The following is a 23,807-nucleotide window of genomic DNA, read 5'->3' as shown; positions in this document are numbered from 1 at the left end:
GCGGATTTGCTCCTGCGTGTTGTCTCTTTGGCCACACTAAACCTCCCTGCTTGCTTCCCAAACCCGAACGCAATCTCCCCACCGCGTTCGATGCTACCCAACTCTGCTATCTATTGCGAGAGGCGCGGCGCTGGCAAGTATTTACATTAACGTAAACGTAAAAACTGGATGTCCGGCATTTTTACCCAAGTCTGGCGATTCATCGATTTGGTGACATCCGGGCACAAAGTTGCCAAGGTTCGTCTCGACAAAGCAGTGGCAACCTGAAATCACCGGATCGAATCGGATCAACTGTGGAAACCATTACCGTCATCCTGTTGATGCTCCTTGCCGTTGTGGTCAGCGACTCCATCGTGCGCGCGCTGCCCCTGCCAGTGCCGCTGCCGCTGGTGCAGATCGGGCTCGGTGCACTCATCGCCTCGGTGACGACCATACGCGTGGAACTCGATCCGGATATCTTCTTCCTCCTGTTTCTGCCGCCGCTGCTCTTCCTCGATGGCTGGCGCATCCCGAAGGAGGGGCTCTTTCGCGACAAGGGCATTATCCTCGAAATGGCGCTCGGCCTCGTTGTCTTCACGGTGGTAGGCCTCGGCTATCTCATTTACTGGATGATTCCCTCGATCCCGCTTCCCGTCGCCTTTGCGCTCGCGGCGATCGTATCGCCCACGGATCCGATCGCCGTATCGGGCATCGCCGCGCGGGTACCGATACCGTCGCGCATGATGCACATTCTTGAGGGCGAATCGCTGTTGAACGATGCGTCCGGCCTCGTCTGCATGCGCTTTGCCGTCGCTGCCATGCTGACGGGTGCTTTCTCGATTTCGGACGCATTCTTCACCTTCCTTTGGCTGGCGATCGGCGGCATCGCCATTGGCGTCGGCGTCACGCTCGGCGTAACGAGGGGCAAGGCCTTCCTCGCCCGCCATCTTGGTGAAGAAAGCGGCTCGCAGATCCTGATCAGCCTGCTCATCCCGTTCGGCGCCTATCTTCTCGCCGAGCATGTCCATGCCTCGGGCATCCTCGCCGCCGTCGCCGCCGGCATCACCATGAGCTATGCCGAGATAACCGGTCAGGCACTAGCTGTCACGCGAGTGCGCCGCACGGCAGTCTGGGATACGGTGCAGTTCGCCGCAAATGGCGCGATCTTCGTCCTGCTCGGCGAACAGCTTCCCGGCATCTTTTCTGGAGCGGTCGAGAACATCGCGGCGGGTCGCTCGTCGCCCTGGTGGCTGGTCGTGTATATCGTGGTCATCACGCTTGCGCTCGGCGCGCTGCGTTTTGCCTGGGTCTGGGCGTCTTGGAGCATTACCCTGTCGCGAACGGCAGGAACGCGCGAGCAGATCCTCGTGCGGCCGAGCTGGCGACTTGTCGCCACCATGTCGGTTGCCGGCGTTCGCGGTGCCATAACGCTTGCCGGCATACTGACGTTGCCGCTTTTCCTCTATGATGGCAGCCTGTTTCCGGCGCGTGATCTCGTTATTTTTCTTGCGGCCGGCGTCATCATCCTCTCGCTAGTTGTTGCCAGCATCGCCCTTCCACGCCTGCTGAACAATATCGAGGTTCCTGTCGAGGCCTCGCATCGCAAGGAGGAAGATTACGCCCGTATCGCCGCCGCAGAAGCGGCCATCATGGCGGTCGAGCGCGCGCAGCACGATCTCGCCGCTGGCCGCCCGGATGCCGATCTCTACGCGGATGTGGCGGCGCAGATCATGGAACTCTACCGCAAGCGCATTGACGGCCGCATGCGTCTCGGTGAAGAGCGTGAGCAGACCGCGCAGACCGACGAAGTCGAGAAAGTGCTGTTCACGACGGCGCTGAAAGCGGAGCGCCAGGAGATCTATCGGCTGGTGCGCGCCCGGCGGCTAGAGACTGCCGTCGCAACGAAGATGGTGCGCGATATCGATCTGCTAGAGGCTCGGTACGGGTAGGCCATTTACTGCAAATCCTCGAGCACCAGCGCCGCGCCCTTGGCGCCAACCATCATCGCGGCGGCGTTGGTGTTGCCGCTAATGATGTTCGGAAAGATCGAGCAGTCGATGATCCTGAGGCCATCTACGCCATGCACTTTCAGCCGCGGATCGACGACCGACTGGGCCGGATCCGGTCCCATGCGGCAGGTCGACACCGGATGGTAGACCGTGCCGCTGCGCTTGCGAAAATCGGCGATCAATTCCTCGTCGCTTCGGCAGCCGGGTCCCGGCAATAATTCCTCGACGATCAGCTTCGACATGGTGGGCGTCGCCGCCACCTTGCGCAGGAATTTGACCGCGTCGAGCATTTCGGCAACGTCATGCTCGGTCGAGAAGGCATTCGCCACGATCTGCGGCGCTTGCATCGGATCGACGGAACGGATGTGAATCGAGCCGGTGCTGGTCGGGCGGCAGTTCGACAGGCCAATGGAAAATCCCGGCCAGGGGTCGGGCGTCAGTATAGGACGCTCGCCGTTCTTCGGCACAATCGTCGAAAACGCCTGAAAATAGAGCTGCATATTCGCACGCGTCCGTGACGGATCGGTGCGGAAGAAACCGCCCCCCTGGTTCATGCTGATCGAAAGCGGTCCCGTGCGCAGCAAGAGATACTCGATACCGGCAATCGCCTTGCCCCACCACGGCCTCAGCACCTGATTGAGCGACGGAACATTGGCGCGATAGGTATAATTGATGCCGAGATGGTCCTGCAGGTTTTCGCCGACATTCGGGTTTGCGTAAACGACGTCGATGCCGAGTTGTGACAGCCGCGCCGGATCGCCGATGCCGGAAATTTCGAGCAGCTGCGGCGTGTTCACCGACCCGCCGGAAAGAATGACTTCGCGGCCCGCCTTAACTGTTTCGCTGCGGCCATTCCTCGTAAATGCCACGCCCGTGGCCCGCTTGCCCTCGAAGAGGATGCGGGTCACCATGGCGCCGGTCAGTACTGTCACATTGGGCCGTTTCATCGCCGGACGCAAAAAGGCCCGCGCCGCCGACATGCGCCGGCCACCCTTCGTCGTCAATTGAAAGGCGCCTACACCCTCCTGGCTCGGACCGTTGAAATCGGGATTGTAGGCGAGGCCTGCCTCCTGCGCCGCGATAATCAGCTTGTTGGCAAGCGGGTGAAACAATTTGGAGCAATCGCTGACATGCAGCGGCCCGCCACGGCCAAGAGTGTCCGACGGGCCGTCATGGTCCTCCAATGCCTTGAAGATGGGCCAGACATCGGCAGCGCCCCAGCCCGGATTGCCGCGGTCACGCCACTCGTCGAAATCCTCGCTAGCGCCCCGGACATAAACCATGGCATTGATCGAACTCGATCCGCCGAGCACCTTGCCGCGCGGCCAGTAGTCGGCATTGCCTGCAAGGCCGGGGTCCGGTTCGGCGCGGTACATCCAGTTGACGGATTTGTCATAGAAGGTCTTGCCGTAGCCGAGCGGCATGGCGATGAAGAATCGCCGATCGGAGCCGCCCGCCTCGAGCACGAGCACGGAGTAGCGCCCATTCTCCGAGAGGCGATTGGCAACGACTGAGCCGGCAGAACCGGAACCGACGATGATGAAGTCAAAGGAGCGCATAGATGCCTTGCCCGAATGCGAATATGTCCGGGAAAGATACCCGCCTTCGATCCCCTAAACCCAAACGGCTTTCCGTCACGGCCTATGGAAAATGCGACAGGAAGCAGGATCCGCGCATTTCTTGCCTGCTCTACCCGCCGCTCACCGCCGCATTGAAGTTCTCGAAGAACTGCGTCGCGAGCTTTTTTGAGGTCGATGCGATCAGGCGGCTGCCGAGCTGGGCAATCTTGCCGCCGACATCGGCATTGACGACGTAGGCGAGCACGGTCTCCGCGCCCTGGTCGATAAGCGTTACGTCGGCTCCGCCCTTGGCAAAACCCGCAATCCCGCCGGTGCCTTCGCCGGAGATTGTATAGGATTGGGGCGGATTGAGATTGGAAAGCTCGACCTTGCCTTTGAAGCGTGCCTTGACCGGTCCCATCTTGACGCCGACAACTGCTGCAAGCTCGGTATCTGAGATCCTCTCCAGACTTTCACAGCCCGGGATACACGCTTTCAAAATCTCCGGATCGTTCAGCGCTTTCCATACGGTATCGCGCGGTGCGACGATCCGTTCCTCTCCAGTCAAATCCATGATTGGCTCCTCCCGAAGCGGAGGCTAGATGGTTTTGCGGTGAAAATGAAGCGGCGCGTGCCGCAGTTTTCCCGCAATTGGCAAGGCATGTTCGCCGCAGCGAAGAAAGCATGAGATTCTCCCTTCGATGAATTGAATTCAAACCGTTTGAGTGGCAGTTTGCCCACGCCCGAAGCATTGTTGCAGGAGACGAAAATGGCGTCAGAACAAGCGAACGAAGTAAAACGTTCGGTCAAGGCTCTCAAGGATCACTGGAAAAACGGCGCCCCGCGCAACATGCGCAGCGCCTTCGCCGAGGATCCGAAGCGCTTTTCCCGCTATTTCCTCGAACTCGATGATCTCCTGCTCGATTGGTCGAAGTGCCTCGTTAATGACGATACCATGGCTCTGCTTGCTGACGTCGCCAAGGCGGCGAAGGTCGAGGAGCGTCGCGACGCGATGTTTGCCGGCAAACCAATAAACAATACCGAGGGCCGCGCGGTACTGCATGTCGCCCTGCGCAACCGGTCCGGCAAGCCGATCAAGGTCGACGGTGAAGACGTCATGCCCGGCGTCAAGGACGTGCTTGAGCGCATGGGCGCGTTTGCCGATGGCTTGCGTTCGGGTGCGATCAAGGGTTCGAAGGGCAAGCCGATCACCGATATCGTCAATATCGGCATAGGCGGGTCCGATCTCGGCCCCGCCATGGCGACGCTTGCGCTATCGCCCTATCATGACGGCCCCCGCGCCCATTTCGTCTCCAACGTCGATGGCGCCCATATTGCCGATACGCTCGTCAAACTCGACCCCGCAACGACCCTGATCATTGTTGCGTCGAAAACCTTCACGACCATCGAAACCATGACCAACGCCAAGGCGGCACGCAAATGGATCGCCGATGCGCTTGGCGAAGAGGCTGTCGGACAGCATTTTGCGGCCGTATCGACAGCGCTCGACAAGGTCGACGCTTTCGGCATTCCGGCCGATCGCATCTTCGGTTTCTGGGATTGGGTCGGCGGCCGCTATTCGATCTGGTCGGCAATCGGCCTGCCGCTGATGATCGCGATAGGACCGGAGAATTTCGGCCGTTTCCTCGATGGCGCCCACGCCATGGACGAGCATTTCCGCAAGACGCCGTTGAAGAAAAACCTGCCGATCATGCTCGGCCTTGTCGGCTACTGGCATCGCGCCATATCCGGCTATACGAGCCGCGCGGTCATTCCCTACGATCAACGCCTCGCCCGGCTCCCGGCCTATTTGCAGCAGCTCGACATGGAATCGAACGGCAAGGGTGTGACGATCGACGGCAAGCCGGTCGCCGGTCCGACCGGCCCTGTGGTGTGGGGCGAGCCCGGCACGAATGGACAGCATGCCTTCTTCCAGCTTCTGCACCAGGGAACCGATACGATTCCGGTGGAATTTATCGTTGCGGCCACGGGGCACGAGCCCAATCTCGACAACCAGCATGAGATGTTGATGGCGAACTGCCTTGCCCAGTCGGAAGCGCTGATGAAGGGACGCACGTTGGAGGAGGCGGCAGCGCAGCTTGCCGCCAAGAACCTATCGAAATCCGAGGTTAAGCGGCTTGCGCCGCACCGAGTTTTTACCGGCAACCGGCCTTCGATCACCATCATTCACGACAAGCTCGATCCCTATACGCTTGGCCGGCTGATCGCGCTCTACGAGCACCGCGTTTTTGTCGAGGCGCAGATTTTCGGGATCAACGCCTTCGATCAATGGGGCGTTGAGCTCGGCAAGGAACTGGCGACGGAGCTGCTGCCGGTGGTCTCCGGAGCGGAAACGGCAAAGGACAAGGACGCTTCGACGCAAGGTCTTGTCGCCCACCTGCGCAAGCGGCGTGGCAAATAGGCCTAAGGTTCCAACAATCATACCAAGCATACTCGGGAGAGAACGATGAAGACCGAAACGATCACGCTGGCCGGCGATGTGCCGGGCAACAGCATTCAATTGCGCGTCCTGCGCTTTGAGGGCGAGGACGACAAGGCCGTCACTGCCTATCTGCAATCATCATTGCACGGCTCCGAGCTTCCCGGTCAGGCTGCCTTGCATTTTCTTATTCCGATGCTGGAGAAGGCTGAGCGCGAGGGCCGCCTTGCCGGCAATATCACGGTCGTCCCCCAAGCCAATCCGATCGCCTCGGCACAATGGCTGGCGCACGAACATCTCGGCCGCTTCGACTATTTCTCGAGCGTGAATTTCAACCGGTCCTTTCCCTTGCTTGAAGGCTTCGACACGTCGGGTCTTCCGGGCGTGGATGCGCCAAAATCTCTGGCTGAAAGGCTGAAAGCCCAGCTTCTGCGCCTGGCCCTGCCGCATGAAATCGTCCTCGATCTCCATTGCGATGACGAAAGCGAAAGCTATGTCTATATCCATCAGGCATTCCTGCCCGAAATGTACGATCTGGCGTCGGCGCTCGGATCGACCGCTATCCTTTCCTGGAGCAGCACCGCAGATGCCGCATTCGAGGAGGCCTGCGCGCATCCGGTGATCCAGCTGTCAAAAGAGGAACGCAATGTGAATCGCCGGGCGGTGACGACCGTAGAGTTTCGCGGCATTGCCGATGTTGGCGTTGAGACGGGCAGGTCGGATGCCCTTGGTCTCTACCGTTTCCTCGTGCACCGCGGCGTCATTACCGATGCGGCAGTGAAACTCGATATCGATTTCAAAGGGCCGGTGACCCCGCTCGAAAATGTCGAAATGATCCGCGCCCCGCAGGGCGGCATGATTCTCTTCCACGTCGAGATCGGCGCAGAGGTCAAGGAGGGCGACAAGCTCGTGACGGTTGTCACTATTCCGGGCGATGCAGGCGGCGACATTGTCCTGACCGCACCGCAGGCCGGGCGGATCCTGACGCGGCGCAGCCACCGCTATACCCGCCGCGGCGATGACCTGCTGAAACTCCTCGGCTCGAAGCGCTCGGAGACGGCGCGACCGGGCTCGCTGGAGGCATGATGGCAACCACCCGCTCGGCGCAGATTCGTGGAATTCTGTTCGACAAGGACGGAACGCTTGTCGATTTCAACCGCACCTGGTTCGGCATCACCATGGAGATTGCCCGCGAGGCGGCTGCAGGCGATGAAGCAAAGGCGCGGGCGCTCGTCGAGGCGGGCGGGTACGATTGGGAGATGGAAAAGTTCCGCGGCGGCTCTGTTGTCGCTGCCGGAACGATTCACGATATCGTCGACCTTTGGCATCCCGAACTGACGCTTGAGGAAAAGCGCGAACGCATTCGCGCCTACGACGATTATGCGGTGAGCGAAGGCTCCCGCCGCGCTGTCGGCATTGACGGCTTGCGCGAAACTCTGGAAGCGCTGGTGGCGCAAGGCTACGTGCTCGGCATCGCCACCAATGATTCCGAGGCCGGCGCACGCGCAACAGCCGAGGCACTCGGGCTGACTGCCCTGTTTACCCTTATAATCGGTTACGATTCTGTCGCCCGCGCCAAACCCCATGCCGACCAGCTGCATCTCTTCGCCGAGCGTACCGGTATCGCACCCCCCGCCATCGCCATGGTTGGCGACAATGCACATGATCTCGAGATGGCGCATGCCGCAGGCGCGGGCCTCGCCATTGGCGTTCTCTCGGGCAACAGCACGCTTGACGATCTCGGTCCGTTGAGCGACGCCATTCTCGGTTCCATCGCCGAACTGCCGGCGTTTCTTGCGCATCGGGCTGAAGCCGATCGGACTTGAGAAGGCCCGGCGCGCCAGCGCCGATCCTGCTACAATGATGACAATGATTTGGGTGCTGTGAGCCGATCGCAGTGCTATGAATTCGCCATTGCCATTATTCGCCAGCGAGGGCCGCATGGACAGTCAGGATTTTGCCGTTGGTATAGAAGATGTAAAGGCCGCCGCCGGGCGGCTTCAGGGACAGTTGGCATCGACGCGCCTTGTCGAATCGGAAGCGCTCAATGCCAAATACAAGGCGCGCATCCTGTTCAAGCCGGAATGCCTGCAACGAACCGGTTCGTTCAAGTTTCGCGGCGCCTATAATCGCATAAGCCAGTTTAACGAAGCCGAGCGCGAGCGGGGCATCATCGCCTATTCCTCCGGCAATCACGCGCAGGGCGTTGCGAGCTCCGCAAAGCTCTTTGGCATCAACGCAGTAATCATCATGCCAAGCGATGCGCCACAGACCAAGATCGCCAATACGCGCTCCTACGGTGCGGAAGTCGTCCTCTACGACCGCTACAACCAGAACCGCGACGATGTCGCGACACCCTTCATCGAGGACCGTGGGATGATTCTCGTTCCTCCCTACGACGACCCCTCAATCATGGCGGGGCAGGGCACCATCGGCCTCGAACTCGTGGCGGAAGCGAAGGAGCGTGGCTTCGAAATCGATGACCTGTTCGTGCCGACCGGGGGCGGTGGTCTGATCAGCGGCATCTCGGTCGCGGTCAAGGCCGGTTCGCCGAGGACGCGAATCTGGGGCGCGGAACCGGAGCATTTCGATGATTTGCGCCGCTCGCTGATTGCTGGAGAGCGCGTCACCAACGAGGCTGGCCACCGTTCGATCTGCGACGCCATCCTGACGCCGCAGCCGGGCGAACTCACCTTCCCGATCAACAAGCACAATCTCGCCGGCGCAATCGCAGTGTCGGACAGCGCGGTGCGCAGAGCCATGCGCGACGCGGCCAATCACCTGAAACTGATCGTCGAACCGGGCGGCTGTGCGGCCTTCGCGGCGCTCGCCAGCGGCGAGGTCGATATCGAAGGCAAGACCGTCGTCGTCGTCCTTTCGGGCGGAAATGTCGATCTCGACATCTATGGCGGGATGATCGCAGCGGCTTGAGGCAAAAGACCGGTGCGGTTGTTACTTGGTCGTCACAAGAGGGCGGTAGGCTTGGGTTTCGTCCCCCCAGCCAGATAGCCAGAGGTGAGCCATGAACGACCAATCCCAACCGTTTCGCACCAGCCTGCTCGAAGAAAACGACGGGCCGGGCCATAACCCGACCGACAACCCTACGATGGGCGAGATCATCGCTTCGCGCTTTTCGCGCCGCGGTTTCCTGAAAGGCTCGCTCGCGGTTTCGGCCATCGCGGCGACCGTCAGCCCGATGGCCCTCATGCTTGCTGACGATGCCCGCGCCGAGGAGAAATCGGCTTTCGTCTTTGAGGAAGTCGAGGCCGGCATCGACCAGAAACACCACGTGGCTTCCGGTTACGATGCGGATGTGCTGCTGCGCTGGGGCGACGCCCTCTTCCCCGATTCGCCGGAGTTCGACCCGAAGAACCAGAGTCCCGAAGCCCAGGCGAAGCAGTTCGGCTACAACAACGACTATGTCGGTTTTATCCCGATCGACGGCTCTTCCGAGCACGGCCTGCTTGTGGTCAACCACGAATATACGAACGAGCATTTGATGTTCCCCGGCATCGTCAAGGTTGTCGAGGGCAAGATCGAAGTCGCGCCGGCCGACCAGAAACGCGTCGATATCGAAATGGCGGCCCATGGCGGCACCATTGTCGAAATCAAGAAAGTCGACGGCAAGTGGCAGGTGGTGAAGGATGGCAAGCTGAACCGCCGCATCACGGCCAATACCGAAATGCAGCTTACCGGACCCGTCGCCGGCCATGACCGTGTCAAGACCAACGCCGATCCCTCCGGTACCAAGGTCTTCGGCACGATGAACAACTGCGCCGGCGGCGTCACCCCTTGGGGCTCCTATGTGATGTCGGAGGAGAATTTCAACGGCTACTTCAGCGGTGAACTGCCGAAGGACAGCAAGGAAGCTGCCAACTACAAGCGGCTCGGCGTTCCCGAAACCGCCTATGAGTGGGGCAAGTTCCACGATCGCTTCGATCTTGCCAAGGAGCCGAACGAGGCCAACCGCTTCGGCTGGGTCGTCGAGGTGGATGTCAACGACCCGGCGTCGGTACCGAAGAAGCGCACGACGATGGGCCGATTCAAGCATGAGGGCGCTGAATCGATCGTCGCGAAGGGCGGTCAGGTCGTCTTTTATCTCGGCGATGATTCCCGCTTCGACTATGTCTACAAATTCGTCACATCCGGCAAATTCAATCCGGACGATCGTGCCGCCAATATGGACCTTCTCAACGATGGCACGCTCTATGTCGCGAAATTCGATGCGGAAGGCGGCGTCGAATGGCTGCCCATCGTCCATGGCTCGGGTCCGCTCAACGCGGAGAACGGTTTTGCCTCGCAGGCCGACGTGCTCATCGAGACCCGCCGGGCCGGCGATCTGCTTGGGGCGACCAAGATGGATCGACCCGAAGATATCCAGCCGAATAGCGTCAACGGCAAGGTCTATGTGATGTTGACCAACAACACCAAGCGCAAGGACGACCAGATCGACGCCGCCAATCCGCGCGCCAAGAACGCCTTCGGCCACATCATCGAAATCACCGAGGACGGGGGCGATTTTGCCGCCACCAAGGGCAAGTGGGACATCCTGTTGAAATGCGGCGATCCATCCGTGGCCGATGTCGGCGCGTCCTTCTCGACCGACACGACCAAGAATGGCTGGTTCGGCATGCCTGATAATTGCGCCGTCGACGCCGACGGCCGGCTCTGGGTCGCGACGGACGGCAACTCGCCGAAGGAAACCGGCCGCACGGACGGTATCTGGGCGGTTGATATCGCTGGCCCGGCGCGCACCACATCGAAACTCTTCTTCCGCGTGCCAGTCGGCGCGGAAATGTGCGGCCCGCTGATGCTGCCGGACATGGCAACGATGATGGTGGCGGTGCAGCATCCCGGCGATGGCGGCGAGGACTGGGAAGGCTTCGGCCGCCCCTCCTACTATGAGGACCTGTCGACGCGCTGGCCGGATTTCAAAGATGACATGCCGGTTCGCCCCTCCGTCGTTGCCATCACCAAAAAGGGTGGCGGCAAGATCGGCGTTTGACATAGCCGTAAAGTCATAATCCGGCTTGAGCTTCGTCGTGGCCCTGTACCTAGATACATGGCCACGGCATTTCTTTGACAGCAGGGCGATCGATACGCCCTCTTCGATCGGGCCTCGAACTAAACATCATTGCCTGCCCCCAATTCGAGATCAGCCAAAACAAAAACCCCGGCTCCAGCTTGGCTGGAACCGGGCCCTGAAATATAGGCCTCCCGCGCCCATGGCGCGGGAGGCCTGATGCTAGTTCTGCGCTGTCGTCGCTGATTTCGGCGCGCGGCCGAAGTTCTGCAGTTCGATATCGTTGATCGCCAATCCGCCCTTCTCGCGGGGCATTTCCAGCTGAAGCGCGCTAAGCTTGGTCGTATCGATATCCTTGAAGGCGCTGAGCGGGATCGCAACCATATTCATAGCACGGTAGATCGAGCTCATCTCCGGCATCAGATCAGCCGGGTTGTCGACCATGGGGATCATACCAGCCTTGGGCCGGGGGATATCGTAAAGCGCATCCGTGTAGTCACTCGCTGTGACGGTGGCTGTCTTACCATCGCTGTCGGTGAGCGACACCAGGATTTCCTGGCCCACCGTCTCGGTCACCGCAACGCGAAAGGTGAGATAATCCATGCCGGCGGTGGAAAGGTTTTTCAGGTCGGTGGTCAGCTTCGCACCAGGCGCATTCCAGGAAACTTGAAGCAGTTCGGTTGCTGAGCCGATGTACTCGAAGTTCGTTAGTGCCTTGGGCAGGCAGCCGCCTTTTCTGTAGTACCATTGCTCCATCGAAAGTGGGCACAGTGCTGTCTTGTCGAAGCCGGTCATGACGAAGGCGCCGCCGACGCGGTTAGTCTTGGCCTCCTCGGGTGTTTTCTGGTCGAAACGCTGGATTACCACCCGGTCCTTTGCGCTCTTCTGAATGCTGAGCACGATGCTCTCATCGCACGTGCCCTGTCCCGCAGGGCAATTGGCTGAAGGGAACCTTGCCAGGCCATTCCAGTAGTTTGCGAATTTTTGTTCGCCGCCAACGTGATAGCGCATGTAGGAATTGATGATGAAATGGGCGGCTCGGCGCTGCTCTTTCTCGTTCAATAATATGTGGTTCTCGGCGCAACCCGACCTTAATGAGTCACGCTCGCGCCATTCCGTGCTGAAGAAATTGTGGTTGGCGCCGCGCATCCAAAGTTGATAGTGCGAGGATGGGTCCTTATCGACGCTATAGCGATTGCGGTCGAAGAAGGCGAGGCCGGACAACGATTGCACGTCGCCGTCGCAACTGCCGACGAGCGTTGCGAACGGCACATCGCTTATGCCCATGAGCGGTAACGTCTGAGTCGGCGCGAGAAGAAAGGCTCCCTTGAATTTATAGGGCGGCGCATCGCCGGCAACAAAACCGATACCGTATTTCTTGGCGGCTGCTTGCAGTTTCGCCTCATCGACCGTCGCGGTCGCTTTGCCATCTGCGTCCGTGGTGGTAGTCGTCGCCGCGAAGAGGTCCGGATAGTTGACCATCTCGTGGAAATAGCCGGTATAGCTAAAATTGATCAGGCTTGCGCGGGCTTCAGCGACATAATTTTTAAGATCGGTAAAAGTGGTGCCTTTCCGTGCCACATTCTGCAGGAGCGTCGTACCGATCGCCATGCCACCGCGCGAATGGCCCATGATGCCGAGACGGTCAAAATCGAGCTTGCCCTTCAGCACGTTGAGAATGCCGGGATTACCAAAACCATCGACCTGGCCGGTCTCGTTGACCTGCCGCAGCTTGTCAAGCGTCGCAAGCATGAGCTGTGCCCGCCCGCGATTGGCGCCGTCCATGCCAGTTTGCATCGACATGTTGATCGTATCGGCATCGATCGAAACGACGACATAACCTTGGGTAACGAGGTCCTTGCCTAGATAGTCATAACCGAGGTGGCTGACGTCGCCATTGTGCTGGCCGTGCAAGAAGACGATAAGTGGATATTTGGCACCATCGCCCTTCACCACTTCCTCAGGATAGCGGATGCTGCCGCGGATCGGCGCGATTAGTCCGTAGGGAATGCCCTTGCGTTTGGCAAGTTCATACTCTGGGTCTTTTGCTTCTATCGAATCAGCCGGCTGGACAAAAACCCTGCCGAGTTCATAGGTGAACAGCAGGGACGACTTGTATTTTCCGGTATCGAATGTGTCTGGCGCGACCGAGAGGAAACGCGCCGTTGCTGTATCGGCTGCCGATAGTACGGGTGGCACGACGGGCAGTGGTTTATCAATCAACTCGGGCAATTGCGCGGCCGGAACCGGGGCGACAGTCCCGACGACGGGCCCTGTCGCCGGAGGTTGTTCCGTGGGGTTTGCCGCGACATTTGCCTGAGCAATCTCGGGCTGCTGTGCCAACTGGTTGGCGGCCGTGCCGAAAGTCGATGTGGGCTCTTCGGGCCCTCTGTCGTCGCAAGCGGTGACAGCGGCAAGAAGCGCGCCGAAAAGGCATGCACGGCTTGCGCGTGGGTTCATCCATTGCATCATTTTCAAATACTCCCTGGTCAGCGAGGCGACCCGCGGCGGCGGATCGGTCGCCCTTCAAAATTTGCTAAATCAAATGATTTCCACCCGCCGGCGGCCAAAAGACCCGGCCGCAAGGTCGGGTCCTTTCGTCGGCATCAATTACGCGCAATTGTATCGGTGAAGCGGCCAAAGTTCTGCAGTTCGATCTCGCCGAGCGCGATGCGACCGACTTCCTTCGGTAAAACCAATTCGAGCTTGCTTAAATTGGTTGTATCGATCCCTTTGAATGCACGAAGCGGAATGGCGATCATGTGCAGATTTTCCTTATAGCCAAACATGGTCGAAGGCATGTCGAGCGGGTCGATGATCATCGGCCGGCCATCGCCCTTCGGGCGTGGTGTCTGATAGAGCACATCGGTGAAGTCGCTAGCCTCAACGGTGGCGGATTTGCCCTTGCCGTCGGTCAGGGTGACGAGAATCTCCTGGCCGATCGCGAGATCGTGCACGAGCGCCGCACGGAAGGTCAGATAGTCCCTACCGGCAGTGGAAAGCCCCTTGAGCTCGGTTGTTATGGTTGCATTCTTGTCCCACCAGAACAACTGGTACCTATCGGACGCCGTCTGGAGATTGTCGAACAGCTTCGGCATCCAGCTATAGCAACCTTCCGGGGCCATCGGGCATTGGACGGCTTGTGTGAAGCCCTTGAGCGAGAAGACGCCGCCAAGCTGGTTTACCGTTGCCGCGGCCGGCGTCTCGTAGCGTTGAATCAGCGTCGTGTTGCCCGCATCCTTCTGTATGGTCAAGAGCACGCGCTCGTCGCACGTGCCCTTGCCGCCTGGACAGGCCGAAGGCGGAAGCTGGGCCTGGCCGTTCCAATAGGGAGCGAAGGCTTTTTCGCCGCCGACAAACAGGCGCATGAAGGAACCTATGATGAAGCGCGCATTGTTGCGCTGATCGTCCCCGTTGAGAGCGAGTCTAGGCCCGAGGACCGGGTGGTTGCAGACCGTGGCGGCCGCCGGCTCGGGTTTCTGTATCGTGTTGTAGGCGCCGCTGTTCGCGCCGCGGATGAAAAGCTGGAAGTGCGGTGACGCGTCCTCGGCGGGCCCGAAACGGCTGCGGTCAAAGATGGGACCACCGGCGAGGTTCCCTGCCCCGGTGTTGATGCCGAGGGCAGCTTTGTCGCAACCGGCAACGACGACGGCCCAGGGCATACCCGTCAACCCGGTAACGGCTTTGCGGTCCGAAGGTGCCAGCATGAGGGCGGCCTTGATGTTGTGAGGTGCCGCTTCTCCGGTGCCCGCAGCGTAAGATATGTTGAGTCGCTTGATGATGTCCTTGAACTTGGCATCGTCGATGACAGCCGGGTCTCCGGAAACAGTGTTGGCGAGTTCGCTGAAAGGCTCAGTGGTATACTTCAGGACTGAACTTGCGTCCGCCAGAAGCGCAGCCTTCAGTCGGCCCTCGGTCGCCCCCAGGCGCGTTTTGTTGAAATTGATTGCGTTGGCCACCGCCGCACCGCCGCGGCCATGGCCCACGAGGCCGATACGCTCAAGATCAAGCTTGCCTTTCAGCACATTGAGCACGCCAGGGCTATTGGTAGAATCGCGGTCTCCCTTTTCATTGACGAAGCGTAGCTTGTCGAGCGTCGCCATCACCAGCTGTGCCCGAGCGACGCCGGTCTTGTCGTATTCGGATTGTAAGTTGTTGCCAGAAAACTCTGTCCAGCTGTTGATCTCCTCGGCATCGATCGAAAAGACCACATAGCCCTGGGAAACGAAGTCGGAGACCAGGTAATCGAACCCCTGATGATGATTCTTGATCACCTTCTTCGCGTCGGTCGTATCGGTGTCGTGCACGAGGATGATGACCGGATATTTGGCACCGTCCTCGTTCTTGATCTCATCGGGGTATCGCACGGACCCGCGAATAGGCGTGAGCATCGTGCTAACGCCCTTCAGCTTGCTGCCCGGATAATCTTCCGGCGTGGTGACGAGGTTGCCGAGGTTGTAGTAGAACATTAATGACGGGGTGTATTTCCCGGCCGTAATATCCGGCGCAACCGATGTGAAGCGCGTTATCTTCTCGTCGCTTTCGGGCGTGAGAGTAGGCGTCGGCTCGATGGGTGTGACGCTCGGCACCTCGGCTGTGGACCCGCTTGGCGCGATAGGTTCGGTCAACGGGGTCGAATCGGGCTTGGCGGAGTCGATCTTTGCCGCAAAGGTGGATTCTGGCGGCAATTGCGCATCGTTGCTGCTTTCCTTGTTGCAGCCGGCTAGGGCGGTCGTGGCGAGCAGCACGCCGATGAGGCATGCCCGTGTCACTTCCAATTTCATCCATTGGATCATCTGGAAAACTCCTGATTAGGCAGTCGGGTACATGAGGGCGACTACCCTTGGAAAACAATAAAATCGGTATGAGCCGAATAAATTATTCGGATAATAAATTTTGTTCGTTCAATCGAAACTCTGGGTCTTTCATTTGATTACTAATGCGCGGCGCTTTTACCCCAGATGAAAAAGCAGGGTCAATACTACAAATCCGCATCGAATCTAAATTCATCAAAATGTTACATAAGTTTGCTATTGTTAGAGTGGGCTAATTTGTTCATTCGAATGCTCATGCAGTCAGCTGTCAGCCGTGCTCGCACATCTGCCAGTCCTGCTGCTGCTGGATCAGTGAGTCGATTAAAGTTAGCCGAATAAATATCAAGCTTCGCGCGGTGAGTCCCGGCCATCGTCGTCTTGAAGCGGCGAGGGTCGCCATCTTGCCGGTGCTTGCCGTGAGTGTAACGAACACCTCCTGGCCCATCGGGCGCACGACAACAATTCGGAATGTGAGCGCATCGTAATCCTTCCCGGTGAGATCGGTTGTGATCGTAGCACCTGGCTTCGACCACACCAGTGGAACATGGTCGGTGATTGATCGCAGTCCACTGGATCCATCTGCGCGGAACTCGGAGCCTCCCAGTCGCTTGGGTGTGCAAGGTTATCGCAATTTTCGTGCCAGTTGAGCGAACAATCACCTGGTCGCTGATGGGTTGGCTTGCGCCACCGATCAGGCCGGGAAATCAGTCCGGTCAAAAGCTGCATCGCTCAGGCGCCGCGCATGGTTGCGCACGTCTTGCGGCCAGGACTCCGTGTGCTCGGCGAAACGCGGGTAGTCACCGGCATACAGCGCGCGTGCTGCTTCCTCATAGTGTGGAAGATCCCCGGCCATCGCCATCATGAAACGGTCGGCGGCTTCCTGTGCCTGCCGCTTGCGCTCGCGCGCCGAGGTCGTGTTGCGCGCGGCGTCGACGAGCTTGCGCAGCGTAACCGATGCGCCACCAGGCTGGCGTGCGAGCCATTCCCATTGCCGGGGCAGGAGTGTCACTTCCCGCGCAGTAACGCCGAGCTTCGGCCGGCCGGGTCCGCGCTGCGCGGTGGGATCGAGCCGCGCGACGATCTCCGCCTCGGTCCCCGAGACGTCGAAGTCTACCTGCCGGCCCGTGGAGTCCTCGAAGATCAGGATGGCGGCGCCGTCGCTGCCTGCGTCCCTTGCCTTCAGCGCAACTTCGGTCGCTGTGCCACTGGCGGTTTTCTCCACGCCCTTGAAGGCTGTGTATGTTTCTTGCGCGTTTTCCATGATTGTTTCCTTGTTCGATGGCTGCTTTTACCCGGGTAAAATAGCGTCGTCAATATACCCGGGTAAAATTATCTGCGCTGAACCATGCCGCCGTGCCGCCGCGCCCTTCCAAATCGGCGGGAAATGCTCTATGTGGCGCTCATGACCACACCACTTGATCACATTCGCAATTTCTCCATCGTCGCCCATATCGACCATGGCAAATCCACCCTTGCCGACCGCCTGATCCAATCGACCGGCGGGCTCGATCTGCGCGACATGAAGGAGCAGGTGCTCGACTCGATGGATATCGAGCGCGAGCGCGGCATTACCATCAAGGCGCAGACCGTACGGCTCAATTACAAGGCAAAGAACGGCGAGGACTACGTCCTTAACCTGATCGATACGCCCGGCCATGTCGATTTCGCCTATGAGGTGTCGCGGTCGCTTTCGGCCTGCGAGGGCTCGCTCCTCGTCGTCGATGCCAGCCAGGGCGTCGAGGCGCAAACGCTCGCCAATGTCTACCAGGCCATCGACAACAATCACGAGATCGTCGTGGTATTGAACAAGGTCGATCTTCCGGCCGCCGAGCCCGAGCGCATTCGCGAGCAGGTAGAGGAAGTCATCGGCATTGATGCAAGCCAGGCGGTGCTGATCTCGGCCAAGACCGGCCTCGGCATTCCGGATGTGCTTGAAGCCATCGTCAACCAGCTGCCGCCGCCGCGCGAGGGCGACCGCAACAAGCCGCTGAAGGCGATGCTGGTCGATAGCTGGTATGATGCCTATCTCGGCGTCATCGTTCTCGTGCGCATCATCGACGGCGTGCTGAAAAAGGGCCAGACCATCCGCATGATGGGAACGGACGCCAGATATCCCGTGGAGCGGACCGGCGTGTTCACGCCGAAGATGCTGGCTGTCGAGGAACTCGGCCCCGGCGAATTCGGCTTCATCACCGCTTCGATCAAGGAAGTTGCCGATACGCGGGTCGGCGATACGATCACCGAGGACAAGCGCCCGACCGCCGAGATCCTGCCCGGCTTCAAGCCGGCGCAGCCGGTCGTCTTCTGTGGCCTCTTCCCGGTCGATGCGGCGGATTTCGAGGATTTGCGCGCCGCCATGGGCAAGCTGCGCCTCAACGACGCTTCGTTCTCCTTCGAGATGGAAAGCTCGGCAGCGCTCGGCTTCGGCTTCCGCTGCGGTTTCCTCGGGCTGCTCCACCTCGAAATCATCCAGGAGCGGCTGGAGCGGGAGTTCAATCTCGATCTCATCGCCACGGCGCCGAGTGTCGTCTACAAGCTCAACATGACCGACGGCACGCAGCGCGAACTGCATAATCCCGCCGATATGCCGGAAGTGATGAAGATCGCCTCCATAGAGGAGCCGTGGATCCGCGCGACGATCCTGACGCCCGATGATTACCTCGGCGCGATCCTCAAGCTCTGCCAGGATCGGCGCGGCATCCAGATCGATCTGAACTATGTCGGCAAGCGCGCCATGGTCACCTACGACCTGCCGCTCAACGAAGTGGTGTTCGACTTCTACGATCGCCTGAAATCGATCTCCAAGGGCTATGCCTCGTTCGACTATCACCTGTCTGACTATCGCGAGGGCAATCTCGTCAAGATGTCGGTGCTGGTTAATGCCGAGCCGGTCGATGCGCTGTCGATGATGGTGCACCGTTCAGCGGCAGAAAAGCGCGGCCGCGACCTTTGCGAGAAGCTGAAGGATCTCATCCCCAAGCACATGTTCAAGATCCCGATTCAGGCGGCAATTGGAGGCACGGTCATCGCGCGCGAGACCATCTCGGCGCTGCGCAAGGACGTGACCGCCAAGTGCTATGGCGGCGACGTGACGCGCAAGCGCAAGCTTCTGGAAAAGCAGAAGGAAGGCAAGAAGCGCATGCGCCAGTTCGGCAAGGTGGAGATTCCGCAGGAAGCGTTCATCCAGGCGCTGAAGATGAGCGACAACTGAGCAAGGTGAGCGACAGCGCCAGCTGCAATTTCGGAACGGCGCTACGGCAAGCCCGCCATGTCGCAGCAATTGGGCTCATCTTCGCCGCGCTTTCCGCCTGTACGACGGTAAATCACGTTGGTCCGCCACCCGCGCCGGTCGTCGAAGGCGACCGCCCCGAACCTCCAACACCCGGCATCAAGCCTCTGACGGTGGAACAGGAAGAGCAGGTGAGCGGCAGTTGAGTTCTACCCCAAGCCGGCCGAAGCGCGGGCTTGGGAGGATGTCCGCGACTTCGGTCAGGCTCGGCGTAAAACGCGGCACGGTTTCAGCCGCGCTTTGTGAACTCCATCAGCCAGTTGGTTTCCCAGGTCTCGCCGCCATCCTTGGAAAAGGCCTGGGCCCAGAGCGGCTTTTCGGGCGACGGGGTCCAAAGGAAGCGGACGCGAACCGGCACGCCGTCATCCGTGTCGTCACCGTAAAAGATACCCTTGCCGCAATCGAAATGGCCGATAACCGGCGGAAACAGGCAATTGCTGCGGCTGTCGGCCCAATGCAGCGACCAGGAACCATCGCGCGGGTTGAAGAGGCGCAGCGTCAGGCCGGCAAATCCCTTCTCCGGAATATCCATCTCGTCGATATTGGCGGTGTCCTGCAGGAGTTTGCGGACGCGCGATGTCGCCGGGAACTCATCCCATTCATCCGAGCCGACAAATCGATGTTTGAGCCGCTGGTTGCGGATGTTCCAGTCGCCGATGAGGAAATCGAAATCAGTGGCACTGCCGATTGTCTCGGGCCTCGCGTCCATCATCGTTTCCTCCCGCTTATTGTGTCCTCAAACAGAAATATAACGCAGGCCTCCTGACAACCTCCTGTCAGGAGGTGGCGGGAAGAACGGGATTGAGAATTGCGGGAGGGATTACGTGTAGGGGCGGCTAGACGGACACGATGGCGAGGGCACTGATAAGCCTCAGGCATTCGGATGCCCTTTTCATGCTCCTGCTTCCAATAGGAAAGGAAAGTGATATCTAAAGAAGCATGACGTCAAAACCGCGCATTACCATTCGATATTGTACGCAGTGCAATTGGCTCCTGCGTTCCGCCTGGATGGCACAGGAACTCCTGTCGACCTTCGGTGCCGATCTTGGTGAGGTGGCGCTTGTTCCAGGAACCGGTGGCATTTTCGAGATCCAGGTCGATGCCGAAAGCATCTGGGAGCGCAAGCGCGATGGCGGCTTCCCCGAGGCGAAAGTCCTGAAGCAGCGCGTGCGCGACATCGTCTGGCCCGAGCGTGATCTCGGTCATTCAGATGGGCATCCCCGGGCCCCCGCCAGCGACGAGCACAGCGAGGAGCTTAAGGGCGGGGCAGAGACCATCCCCGCCAGCGACGAGCACAGTGAGGACCTTAAGGGCGGGGCAGTCAATGAGTAAGCCGGAGGTTACCACAACGCGGCTCGACGATGCGGCCCGTGCAGGCTGGCTCTACTATGTGGCCGGCAATACGCAGGATGAGATCGCAGCCAAGCTCGGCATTTCGCGCCAGTCGGCGCAGCGCATGGTCTCGCTCGCCGTCTCGGAAGGTCTCGTAAAGGTAAGGCTTGACCATCCGATTGCGCGCTGCCTCGACCTCGGCGCGCAACTGCGCGAGCGTTTCGGCCTGAAGATGACGGAGGTTGTGCCGACCGATCCGGGCTCGACTTCGACGACACTCGGTGTCGCCGATGCGGCCGCAGCCGAAATGACGCGCTGGCTGAGATCGGAAACGCCGATCGTGCTCGGCATCGGCACCGGACGCACGCTCAAGGCGGCGATCGAGCAGCTGTCGCCGATCGAATGCCCGCAACACAAGGTAGTATCGCTGACCGGCAATATTTCGCCGGATGGCTCGGCGGCCTATTACAACGTCATTTTCAATATTGCCGACAAGATCAAGGCGCGGTCCTTCCCGATGCCGCTCCCGGTCATCGCCTCTTCTCCGGAGGAGCGCGAACTTCTGCACGCGCAGGCGATGATCCGTCCGGTGCTGGAACTTGCCGCCATGGCCAATGTGGCGTTTCTCGGCATCGGTGATCTTGGCTATGAGGCGCCGCTTTTTGTCGACGGCTTCATTTCGCGCGAGGAACTCGACGCCCTGCGCCGCGCTGGAGGCGTCTGCGAGATCATCGGCCGCGCCTTCGACCGTAATGGATCGCCCATTGCCGGGCTGACGAACGAGCGCGTGGCCAGCGCGCCGATCCCTTCTTGCGAGACCGCCATGGTCATCGCCACCGCCATGGGCGCGCGCAAGATGCAAGGAATTTCGGCGGCCATAAAAGGCAAGCTTATCAATGGTTTGATTACCGACGAGCAAACTGCGGAAATGCTTCTCGGCGAAAAGTAAATATCACCCTGTTTGGTCTTATGTTGCAACGCAGCGACGAATTGCGCTTGACTTGTTTTGCCATTGTGTGAGTATTTGCCCAACAAGCTAGCAAATGCTCATAACATTCGGGAGGAATGAAATGTTAACGAGAACGCTTCTGCTCGGCGCTGCATCGGTGCTCGCCATGGCGAGTTTCGCGCACGCGGAAACCACGCTGACCATCGCCACCGTCAACAATGGCGACATGGTCCGCATGCAGAAATTGACCGACGACTTTTCCAAGAAAAATCCGGATATCAAGCTCGAGTGGGTAACGCTCGAGGAAAACGTGCTGCGCCAGCGTGTGACGACCGATATCGCCACCAAGGGCGGCCAGTACGACATCCTGACCATCGGTACTTACGAGGTGCCTATCTGGGCGAAGCAGAAGTGGCTGCTACCGCTTGATGGACTCGGCCAAGCGTATGATGCGGACGACTTGCTGCCTGCGATCAAGGATGCGGTCTCGGTCGACGGCAAACTCTATGCCTCGCCGTTCTATGGTGAGAGCGCCATGGTCATGTACCGCAAGGATCTCGCCGAAAAGGCGGGCGTCACCATTCCTGAAAAGCCGACCTGGGACCAGATCGCCGAAGCCGCCAAGAAGATGACGGACAAGTCCACCGAGACTTACGGCATCTGCCTGCGCGGCAAGGCGGGCTGGGGTGAGAACATGGCGCTTTTGACCGCCATGGCCAATTCCTTCGGCGCGCGCTGGTTTGACGAAAAGTGGCAGCCACAGTTCGATCAGCCGGAATGGAAAAAGGCGCTTACCTTCTACGTCGGCCTGATGAAGGAAGCCGGACCTCCCGGAGCATCCTCCAACGGGTTCAATGAAAACCTTGCACTGTTCCAGACCGGCAAGTGCGGCATCTGGATTGACGCCACGGTTGCTGCGTCCTTCGTGACCAATCCGAAGGACTCGAAGGTCGCCGACAAGGTGGGTTATGCGTTGTTCCCCACCGGTGACGCTGGGCCTGACAATCACGGCAACTGGCTCTGGGCCTGGAATCTCGGCATTCCTGCTGGCACCCAGAAAGCGGAAGCCGCGCAGAAGTTCGTCTCCTGGGCAACCGACAAGGCCTATACGGAACTCGTCGCCAGCAAGGAAGGTTGGGCCAATGTTCCTCCGGGCACGCGCAAGTCGCTCTATGCCAACCCGGAATATGAAAAGGCGGCGCCCTTTGCCAAGATCACACTCGACGCGATGAATGCGGCAAATACCAGCAAGCCGTCCGTCAAGCCTGTGCCCTATACGGGCGGCCAGTTCGTCGCGATCCCTGAATTCCAGGGTATCGGTACGGCCGTGGGCCAGCAGTTCTCGGCAGCGCTTGCGGGCTCCGTCAAGGTCGATCAGGCGCTGACTAGCGCCCAGCAGCTCACCACCCGCGAAATGACCAAGGGCGGCTATATCAAATAGGGATCCTCCTGGCCTCGGACGGTTCGCTGACGCAAATGTTGGCGGGCCGCCCGAGCCTCCTTTGCTTCTCGTAACGGCAAACGCATCGGAACCTGACCATGGCCACGCACCAGACGCGCGCAACTGCCCGTATCATGATGTCACCGGCTGTCATCCTGCTGTTTCTCTGGATGATCGTACCGCTCGTCATGACGCTGTATTTCTCGTTCCTGCGCTACAATCTGCTCATGCCGGGAACCGAGGAATTCGTCGGGTTCCTCAATTACAAATACTTTCTGACCGACCCCTCATTCTTCACGGCGCTCGGCAATACGCTTACCCTTGTCGGCGGCACACTGCTCATCACCGTTATCGGCGGGATCCTTCTCGCATTGGTGCTCGACCAGCCGTTTTTCGGACAGGGCATCGTACGGCTTCTCGTCATCGCACCGTTCTTCGTCATGCCCACCGTCTCGGCGCTCGTGTGGAAGAACATGCTGATGCATCCGGTGAACGGGCTCTTTGCCTGGATCGCCCGATCGTTCGGCTTTCAGCCCATCGACTGGTTCGCTGAAGTCCCGCTATTTTCGATCATTCTCATCGTCGCCTGGCAGTGGCTGCCGTTCGCGACGCTTATCCTCCTGACCGCACTGCAATCGCTCGATGGCGAGCAGATCGAAGCGGCGGAAATGGATGGCGCCGGCGCCTTGTCGCGCTTCTTCTATCTGGTGCTGCCGCACATGTCGCGTGCGATCACCGTGGTGATCCTCATCCAGACGATCTTCCTTTTGAGCGTCTTTGCCGAAATCCTCGTCACGACCAATGGCGGACCGGGCATCCAGACGACGAACATCACCTACCTGATCTACGCGCAGGCACTGCTGCAGTTCGACGTCGGCGGCGCTTCGGCAGGCGGTATCGTCGCGGTGATCCTTGCCAATATCGTCGCCTTCTTCCTCATTCGCCTCATCGGCAAGAACCTCGAGAGGTAAG

General features: G+C 59.7%; 17 protein-coding genes and 1 pseudogene. 12 read left to right on the top strand and 6 right to left on the bottom strand.

The features are described from left to right. Positions 1 to 293 precede the first annotated feature (293 nt). The gene (locus BM074_RS05740) at positions 294 to 1,928 is read left to right on the top strand and encodes a Na+/H+ antiporter (RefSeq protein ID WP_027230674.1); all 1,635 of its coding nucleotides are present in this window, start codon (positions 294 to 296) and stop codon (positions 1,926 to 1,928) included. A 5-nt stretch (positions 1,929 to 1,933) separates the two neighbouring features. Here BM074_RS05740 and BM074_RS05735 read toward each other — a convergent pair whose 3' ends face one another. Then, positions 1,934 to 3,547 carry a GMC family oxidoreductase gene (locus BM074_RS05735; protein WP_091920374.1) on the bottom strand — a complete coding sequence of 538 codons (1,614 nt, stop codon included), beginning with the start codon at positions 3,545 to 3,547 and terminating at the stop codon, positions 1,934 to 1,936. A 130-nt stretch (positions 3,548 to 3,677) separates the two neighbouring features. After that, positions 3,678 to 4,121 carry a CoxG family protein gene (locus BM074_RS05730; RefSeq protein WP_091920373.1) on the bottom strand — a complete coding sequence of 148 codons (444 nt, stop codon included), beginning with the start codon at positions 4,119 to 4,121 and terminating at the stop codon, positions 3,678 to 3,680. A gap of 195 nt (positions 4,122 to 4,316) precedes the next feature. Between BM074_RS05730 and pgi the strand changes: the two genes are divergently transcribed. The 5 genes from pgi to BM074_RS05705 all read left to right on the top strand — a co-directional run bounded on the left by pgi (position 4,317) and on the right by BM074_RS05705 (position 10,992). Next, positions 4,317 to 5,969: a glucose-6-phosphate isomerase gene (gene pgi / locus BM074_RS05725; RefSeq protein WP_091920371.1), complete on the top strand. Its 1,653-nt coding sequence runs from the start codon at positions 4,317 to 4,319 to the stop codon at positions 5,967 to 5,969. Positions 5,970 to 6,014: 45 nt separating this feature from the next. Then, on the top strand, positions 6,015 to 7,073 hold the full coding sequence (locus BM074_RS05720) for a M14 family metallopeptidase (RefSeq protein ID WP_091920369.1): 1,059 nt from the start codon (positions 6,015 to 6,017) through the stop codon (positions 7,071 to 7,073). Further along, entirely contained in the window at positions 7,073 to 7,813 is a 741-nt protein-coding gene (locus tag BM074_RS05715; RefSeq protein WP_091920367.1) for an HAD family hydrolase, read from the top strand. Before BM074_RS05720 ends, BM074_RS05715 begins: the two co-directional genes overlap by 1 nt. Before the next feature lie 115 nt (positions 7,814 to 7,928). Next, on the top strand, positions 7,929 to 8,918 hold the full coding sequence (locus BM074_RS05710; RefSeq protein ID WP_091920365.1) for a threonine ammonia-lyase: 990 nt from the start codon (positions 7,929 to 7,931) through the stop codon (positions 8,916 to 8,918). 91 nt (positions 8,919 to 9,009) lie between these two features. After that, positions 9,010 to 10,992, top strand: coding sequence for a PhoX family protein (locus BM074_RS05705; protein ID WP_091920363.1), 1,983 nt, complete (start codon positions 9,010 to 9,012; stop codon positions 10,990 to 10,992). Positions 10,993 to 11,232: 240 nt separating this feature from the next. Here the strand turns inward: BM074_RS05705 and BM074_RS05700 are convergent, their stop codons facing one another. The 3 genes from BM074_RS05700 to BM074_RS05685 all read right to left on the bottom strand — a co-directional run bounded on the left by BM074_RS05700 (position 11,233) and on the right by BM074_RS05685 (position 17,085). Beyond that, entirely contained in the window at positions 11,233 to 13,482 is a 2,250-nt protein-coding gene (locus BM074_RS05700) for an alpha/beta hydrolase (RefSeq protein WP_091920361.1), read from the bottom strand. A 134-nt stretch (positions 13,483 to 13,616) separates the two neighbouring features. After that, positions 13,617 to 15,806 (bottom strand): alpha/beta hydrolase, encoded by a 2,190-nt coding sequence (locus tag BM074_RS05695; RefSeq protein WP_091920359.1) that lies wholly within the window; start codon positions 15,804 to 15,806, stop codon positions 13,617 to 13,619. Positions 15,807 to 16,515: 709 nt separating this feature from the next. Continuing rightward, positions 16,516 to 17,085 (bottom strand): DUF2239 family protein, encoded by a 570-nt coding sequence (locus BM074_RS05685; protein ID WP_091920355.1) that lies wholly within the window; start codon positions 17,083 to 17,085, stop codon positions 16,516 to 16,518. Positions 17,086 to 17,226: 141 nt separating this feature from the next. Between BM074_RS05685 and lepA the strand changes: the two genes are divergently transcribed. Together lepA and BM074_RS05675 are read left to right on the top strand one after the other, a co-directional pair. After that, positions 17,227 to 19,035 (top strand): translation elongation factor 4, encoded by a 1,809-nt coding sequence (gene lepA / locus BM074_RS05680; protein ID WP_091921496.1) that lies wholly within the window; start codon positions 17,227 to 17,229, stop codon positions 19,033 to 19,035. A 5-nt stretch (positions 19,036 to 19,040) separates the two neighbouring features. Continuing rightward, positions 19,041 to 19,259 carry a hypothetical protein gene (locus BM074_RS05675; RefSeq protein WP_091920354.1) on the top strand — a complete coding sequence of 73 codons (219 nt, stop codon included), beginning with the start codon at positions 19,041 to 19,043 and terminating at the stop codon, positions 19,257 to 19,259. Between the two features lie 83 nt (positions 19,260 to 19,342). Here the strand turns inward: BM074_RS05675 and BM074_RS05670 are convergent, their stop codons facing one another. Further along, positions 19,343 to 19,825, bottom strand: coding sequence for a hypothetical protein (locus BM074_RS05670; protein WP_244532736.1), 483 nt, complete (start codon positions 19,823 to 19,825; stop codon positions 19,343 to 19,345). Between the two features lie 227 nt (positions 19,826 to 20,052). On the opposite strand from BM074_RS05670, the pseudogene BM074_RS05665 reads away from it, so the two are divergent. The 4 genes and pseudogenes from BM074_RS05665 to BM074_RS05650 all read left to right on the top strand — a co-directional run. Then, a pseudogene (locus BM074_RS05665) lies at positions 20,053 to 20,325 on the top strand (SelT/SelW/SelH family protein); the annotation flags it as partial. A gap of 112 nt (positions 20,326 to 20,437) precedes the next feature. Then, positions 20,438 to 21,394 carry a sugar-binding transcriptional regulator gene (locus tag BM074_RS05660; RefSeq protein WP_091920351.1) on the top strand — a complete coding sequence of 319 codons (957 nt, stop codon included), beginning with the start codon at positions 20,438 to 20,440 and terminating at the stop codon, positions 21,392 to 21,394. A gap of 121 nt (positions 21,395 to 21,515) precedes the next feature. Beyond that, positions 21,516 to 22,835, top strand: a complete 1,320-nt coding sequence (locus BM074_RS05655; RefSeq protein ID WP_091920349.1) for an ABC transporter substrate-binding protein — start codon at positions 21,516 to 21,518, stop codon at positions 22,833 to 22,835. Between the two features lie 98 nt (positions 22,836 to 22,933). Next, entirely contained in the window at positions 22,934 to 23,806 is an 873-nt protein-coding gene (locus BM074_RS05650; protein WP_027230657.1) for a carbohydrate ABC transporter permease, read from the top strand. Position 23,807: the final 1 nt, after the last annotated feature.

This window comes from Phyllobacterium sp. CL33Tsu, assembly GCF_900113985.1.
Classification (GTDB): domain Bacteria; phylum Pseudomonadota; class Alphaproteobacteria; order Rhizobiales; family Rhizobiaceae; genus Phyllobacterium; species Phyllobacterium pellucidum.
This window is presented reverse-complemented; position numbering and strand designations above follow the sequence as displayed.

What these genes read in the sequence shown, in the direction of transcription:
- BM074_RS05735 (WP_091920374.1), bottom strand. Translation starts at nt 3,547, where the DNA reads ATGCGCTCCTTTGACTTCATCATCGTCGGTTCCGGTTCTGCCGGCTCA.
- BM074_RS05730 (WP_091920373.1), bottom strand. Translation starts at nt 4,121, where the DNA reads ATGGATTTGACTGGAGAGGAACGGATCGTCGCACCGCGCGATACCGTA.
- pgi (WP_091920371.1), top strand. Translation starts at nt 4,317, where the DNA reads ATGGCGTCAGAACAAGCGAACGAAGTAAAACGTTCGGTCAAGGCTCTC.
- BM074_RS05720 (WP_091920369.1), top strand. Translation starts at nt 6,015, where the DNA reads ATGAAGACCGAAACGATCACGCTGGCCGGCGATGTGCCGGGCAACAGC.
- BM074_RS05715 (WP_091920367.1), top strand. Translation starts at nt 7,073, where the DNA reads ATGGCAACCACCCGCTCGGCGCAGATTCGTGGAATTCTGTTCGACAAG.
- BM074_RS05710 (WP_091920365.1), top strand. Translation starts at nt 7,929, where the DNA reads ATGGACAGTCAGGATTTTGCCGTTGGTATAGAAGATGTAAAGGCCGCC.
- BM074_RS05705 (WP_091920363.1), top strand. Translation starts at nt 9,010, where the DNA reads ATGAACGACCAATCCCAACCGTTTCGCACCAGCCTGCTCGAAGAAAAC.
- BM074_RS05700 (WP_091920361.1), bottom strand. Translation starts at nt 13,482, where the DNA reads ATGATGCAATGGATGAACCCACGCGCAAGCCGTGCATGCCTTTTCGGC.
- BM074_RS05695 (WP_091920359.1), bottom strand. Translation starts at nt 15,806, where the DNA reads ATGATCCAATGGATGAAATTGGAAGTGACACGGGCATGCCTCATCGGC.
- BM074_RS05685 (WP_091920355.1), bottom strand. Translation starts at nt 17,085, where the DNA reads ATGGAAAACGCGCAAGAAACATACACAGCCTTCAAGGGCGTGGAGAAA.
- lepA (WP_091921496.1), top strand. Translation starts at nt 17,227, where the DNA reads ATGACCACACCACTTGATCACATTCGCAATTTCTCCATCGTCGCCCAT.
- BM074_RS05670 (WP_244532736.1), bottom strand. Translation starts at nt 19,825, where the DNA reads ATGATGGACGCGAGGCCCGAGACAATCGGCAGTGCCACTGATTTCGAT.
- BM074_RS05660 (WP_091920351.1), top strand. Translation starts at nt 20,438, where the DNA reads ATGAGTAAGCCGGAGGTTACCACAACGCGGCTCGACGATGCGGCCCGT.
- BM074_RS05655 (WP_091920349.1), top strand. Translation starts at nt 21,516, where the DNA reads ATGTTAACGAGAACGCTTCTGCTCGGCGCTGCATCGGTGCTCGCCATG.
- BM074_RS05650 (WP_027230657.1), top strand. Translation starts at nt 22,934, where the DNA reads ATGGCCACGCACCAGACGCGCGCAACTGCCCGTATCATGATGTCACCG.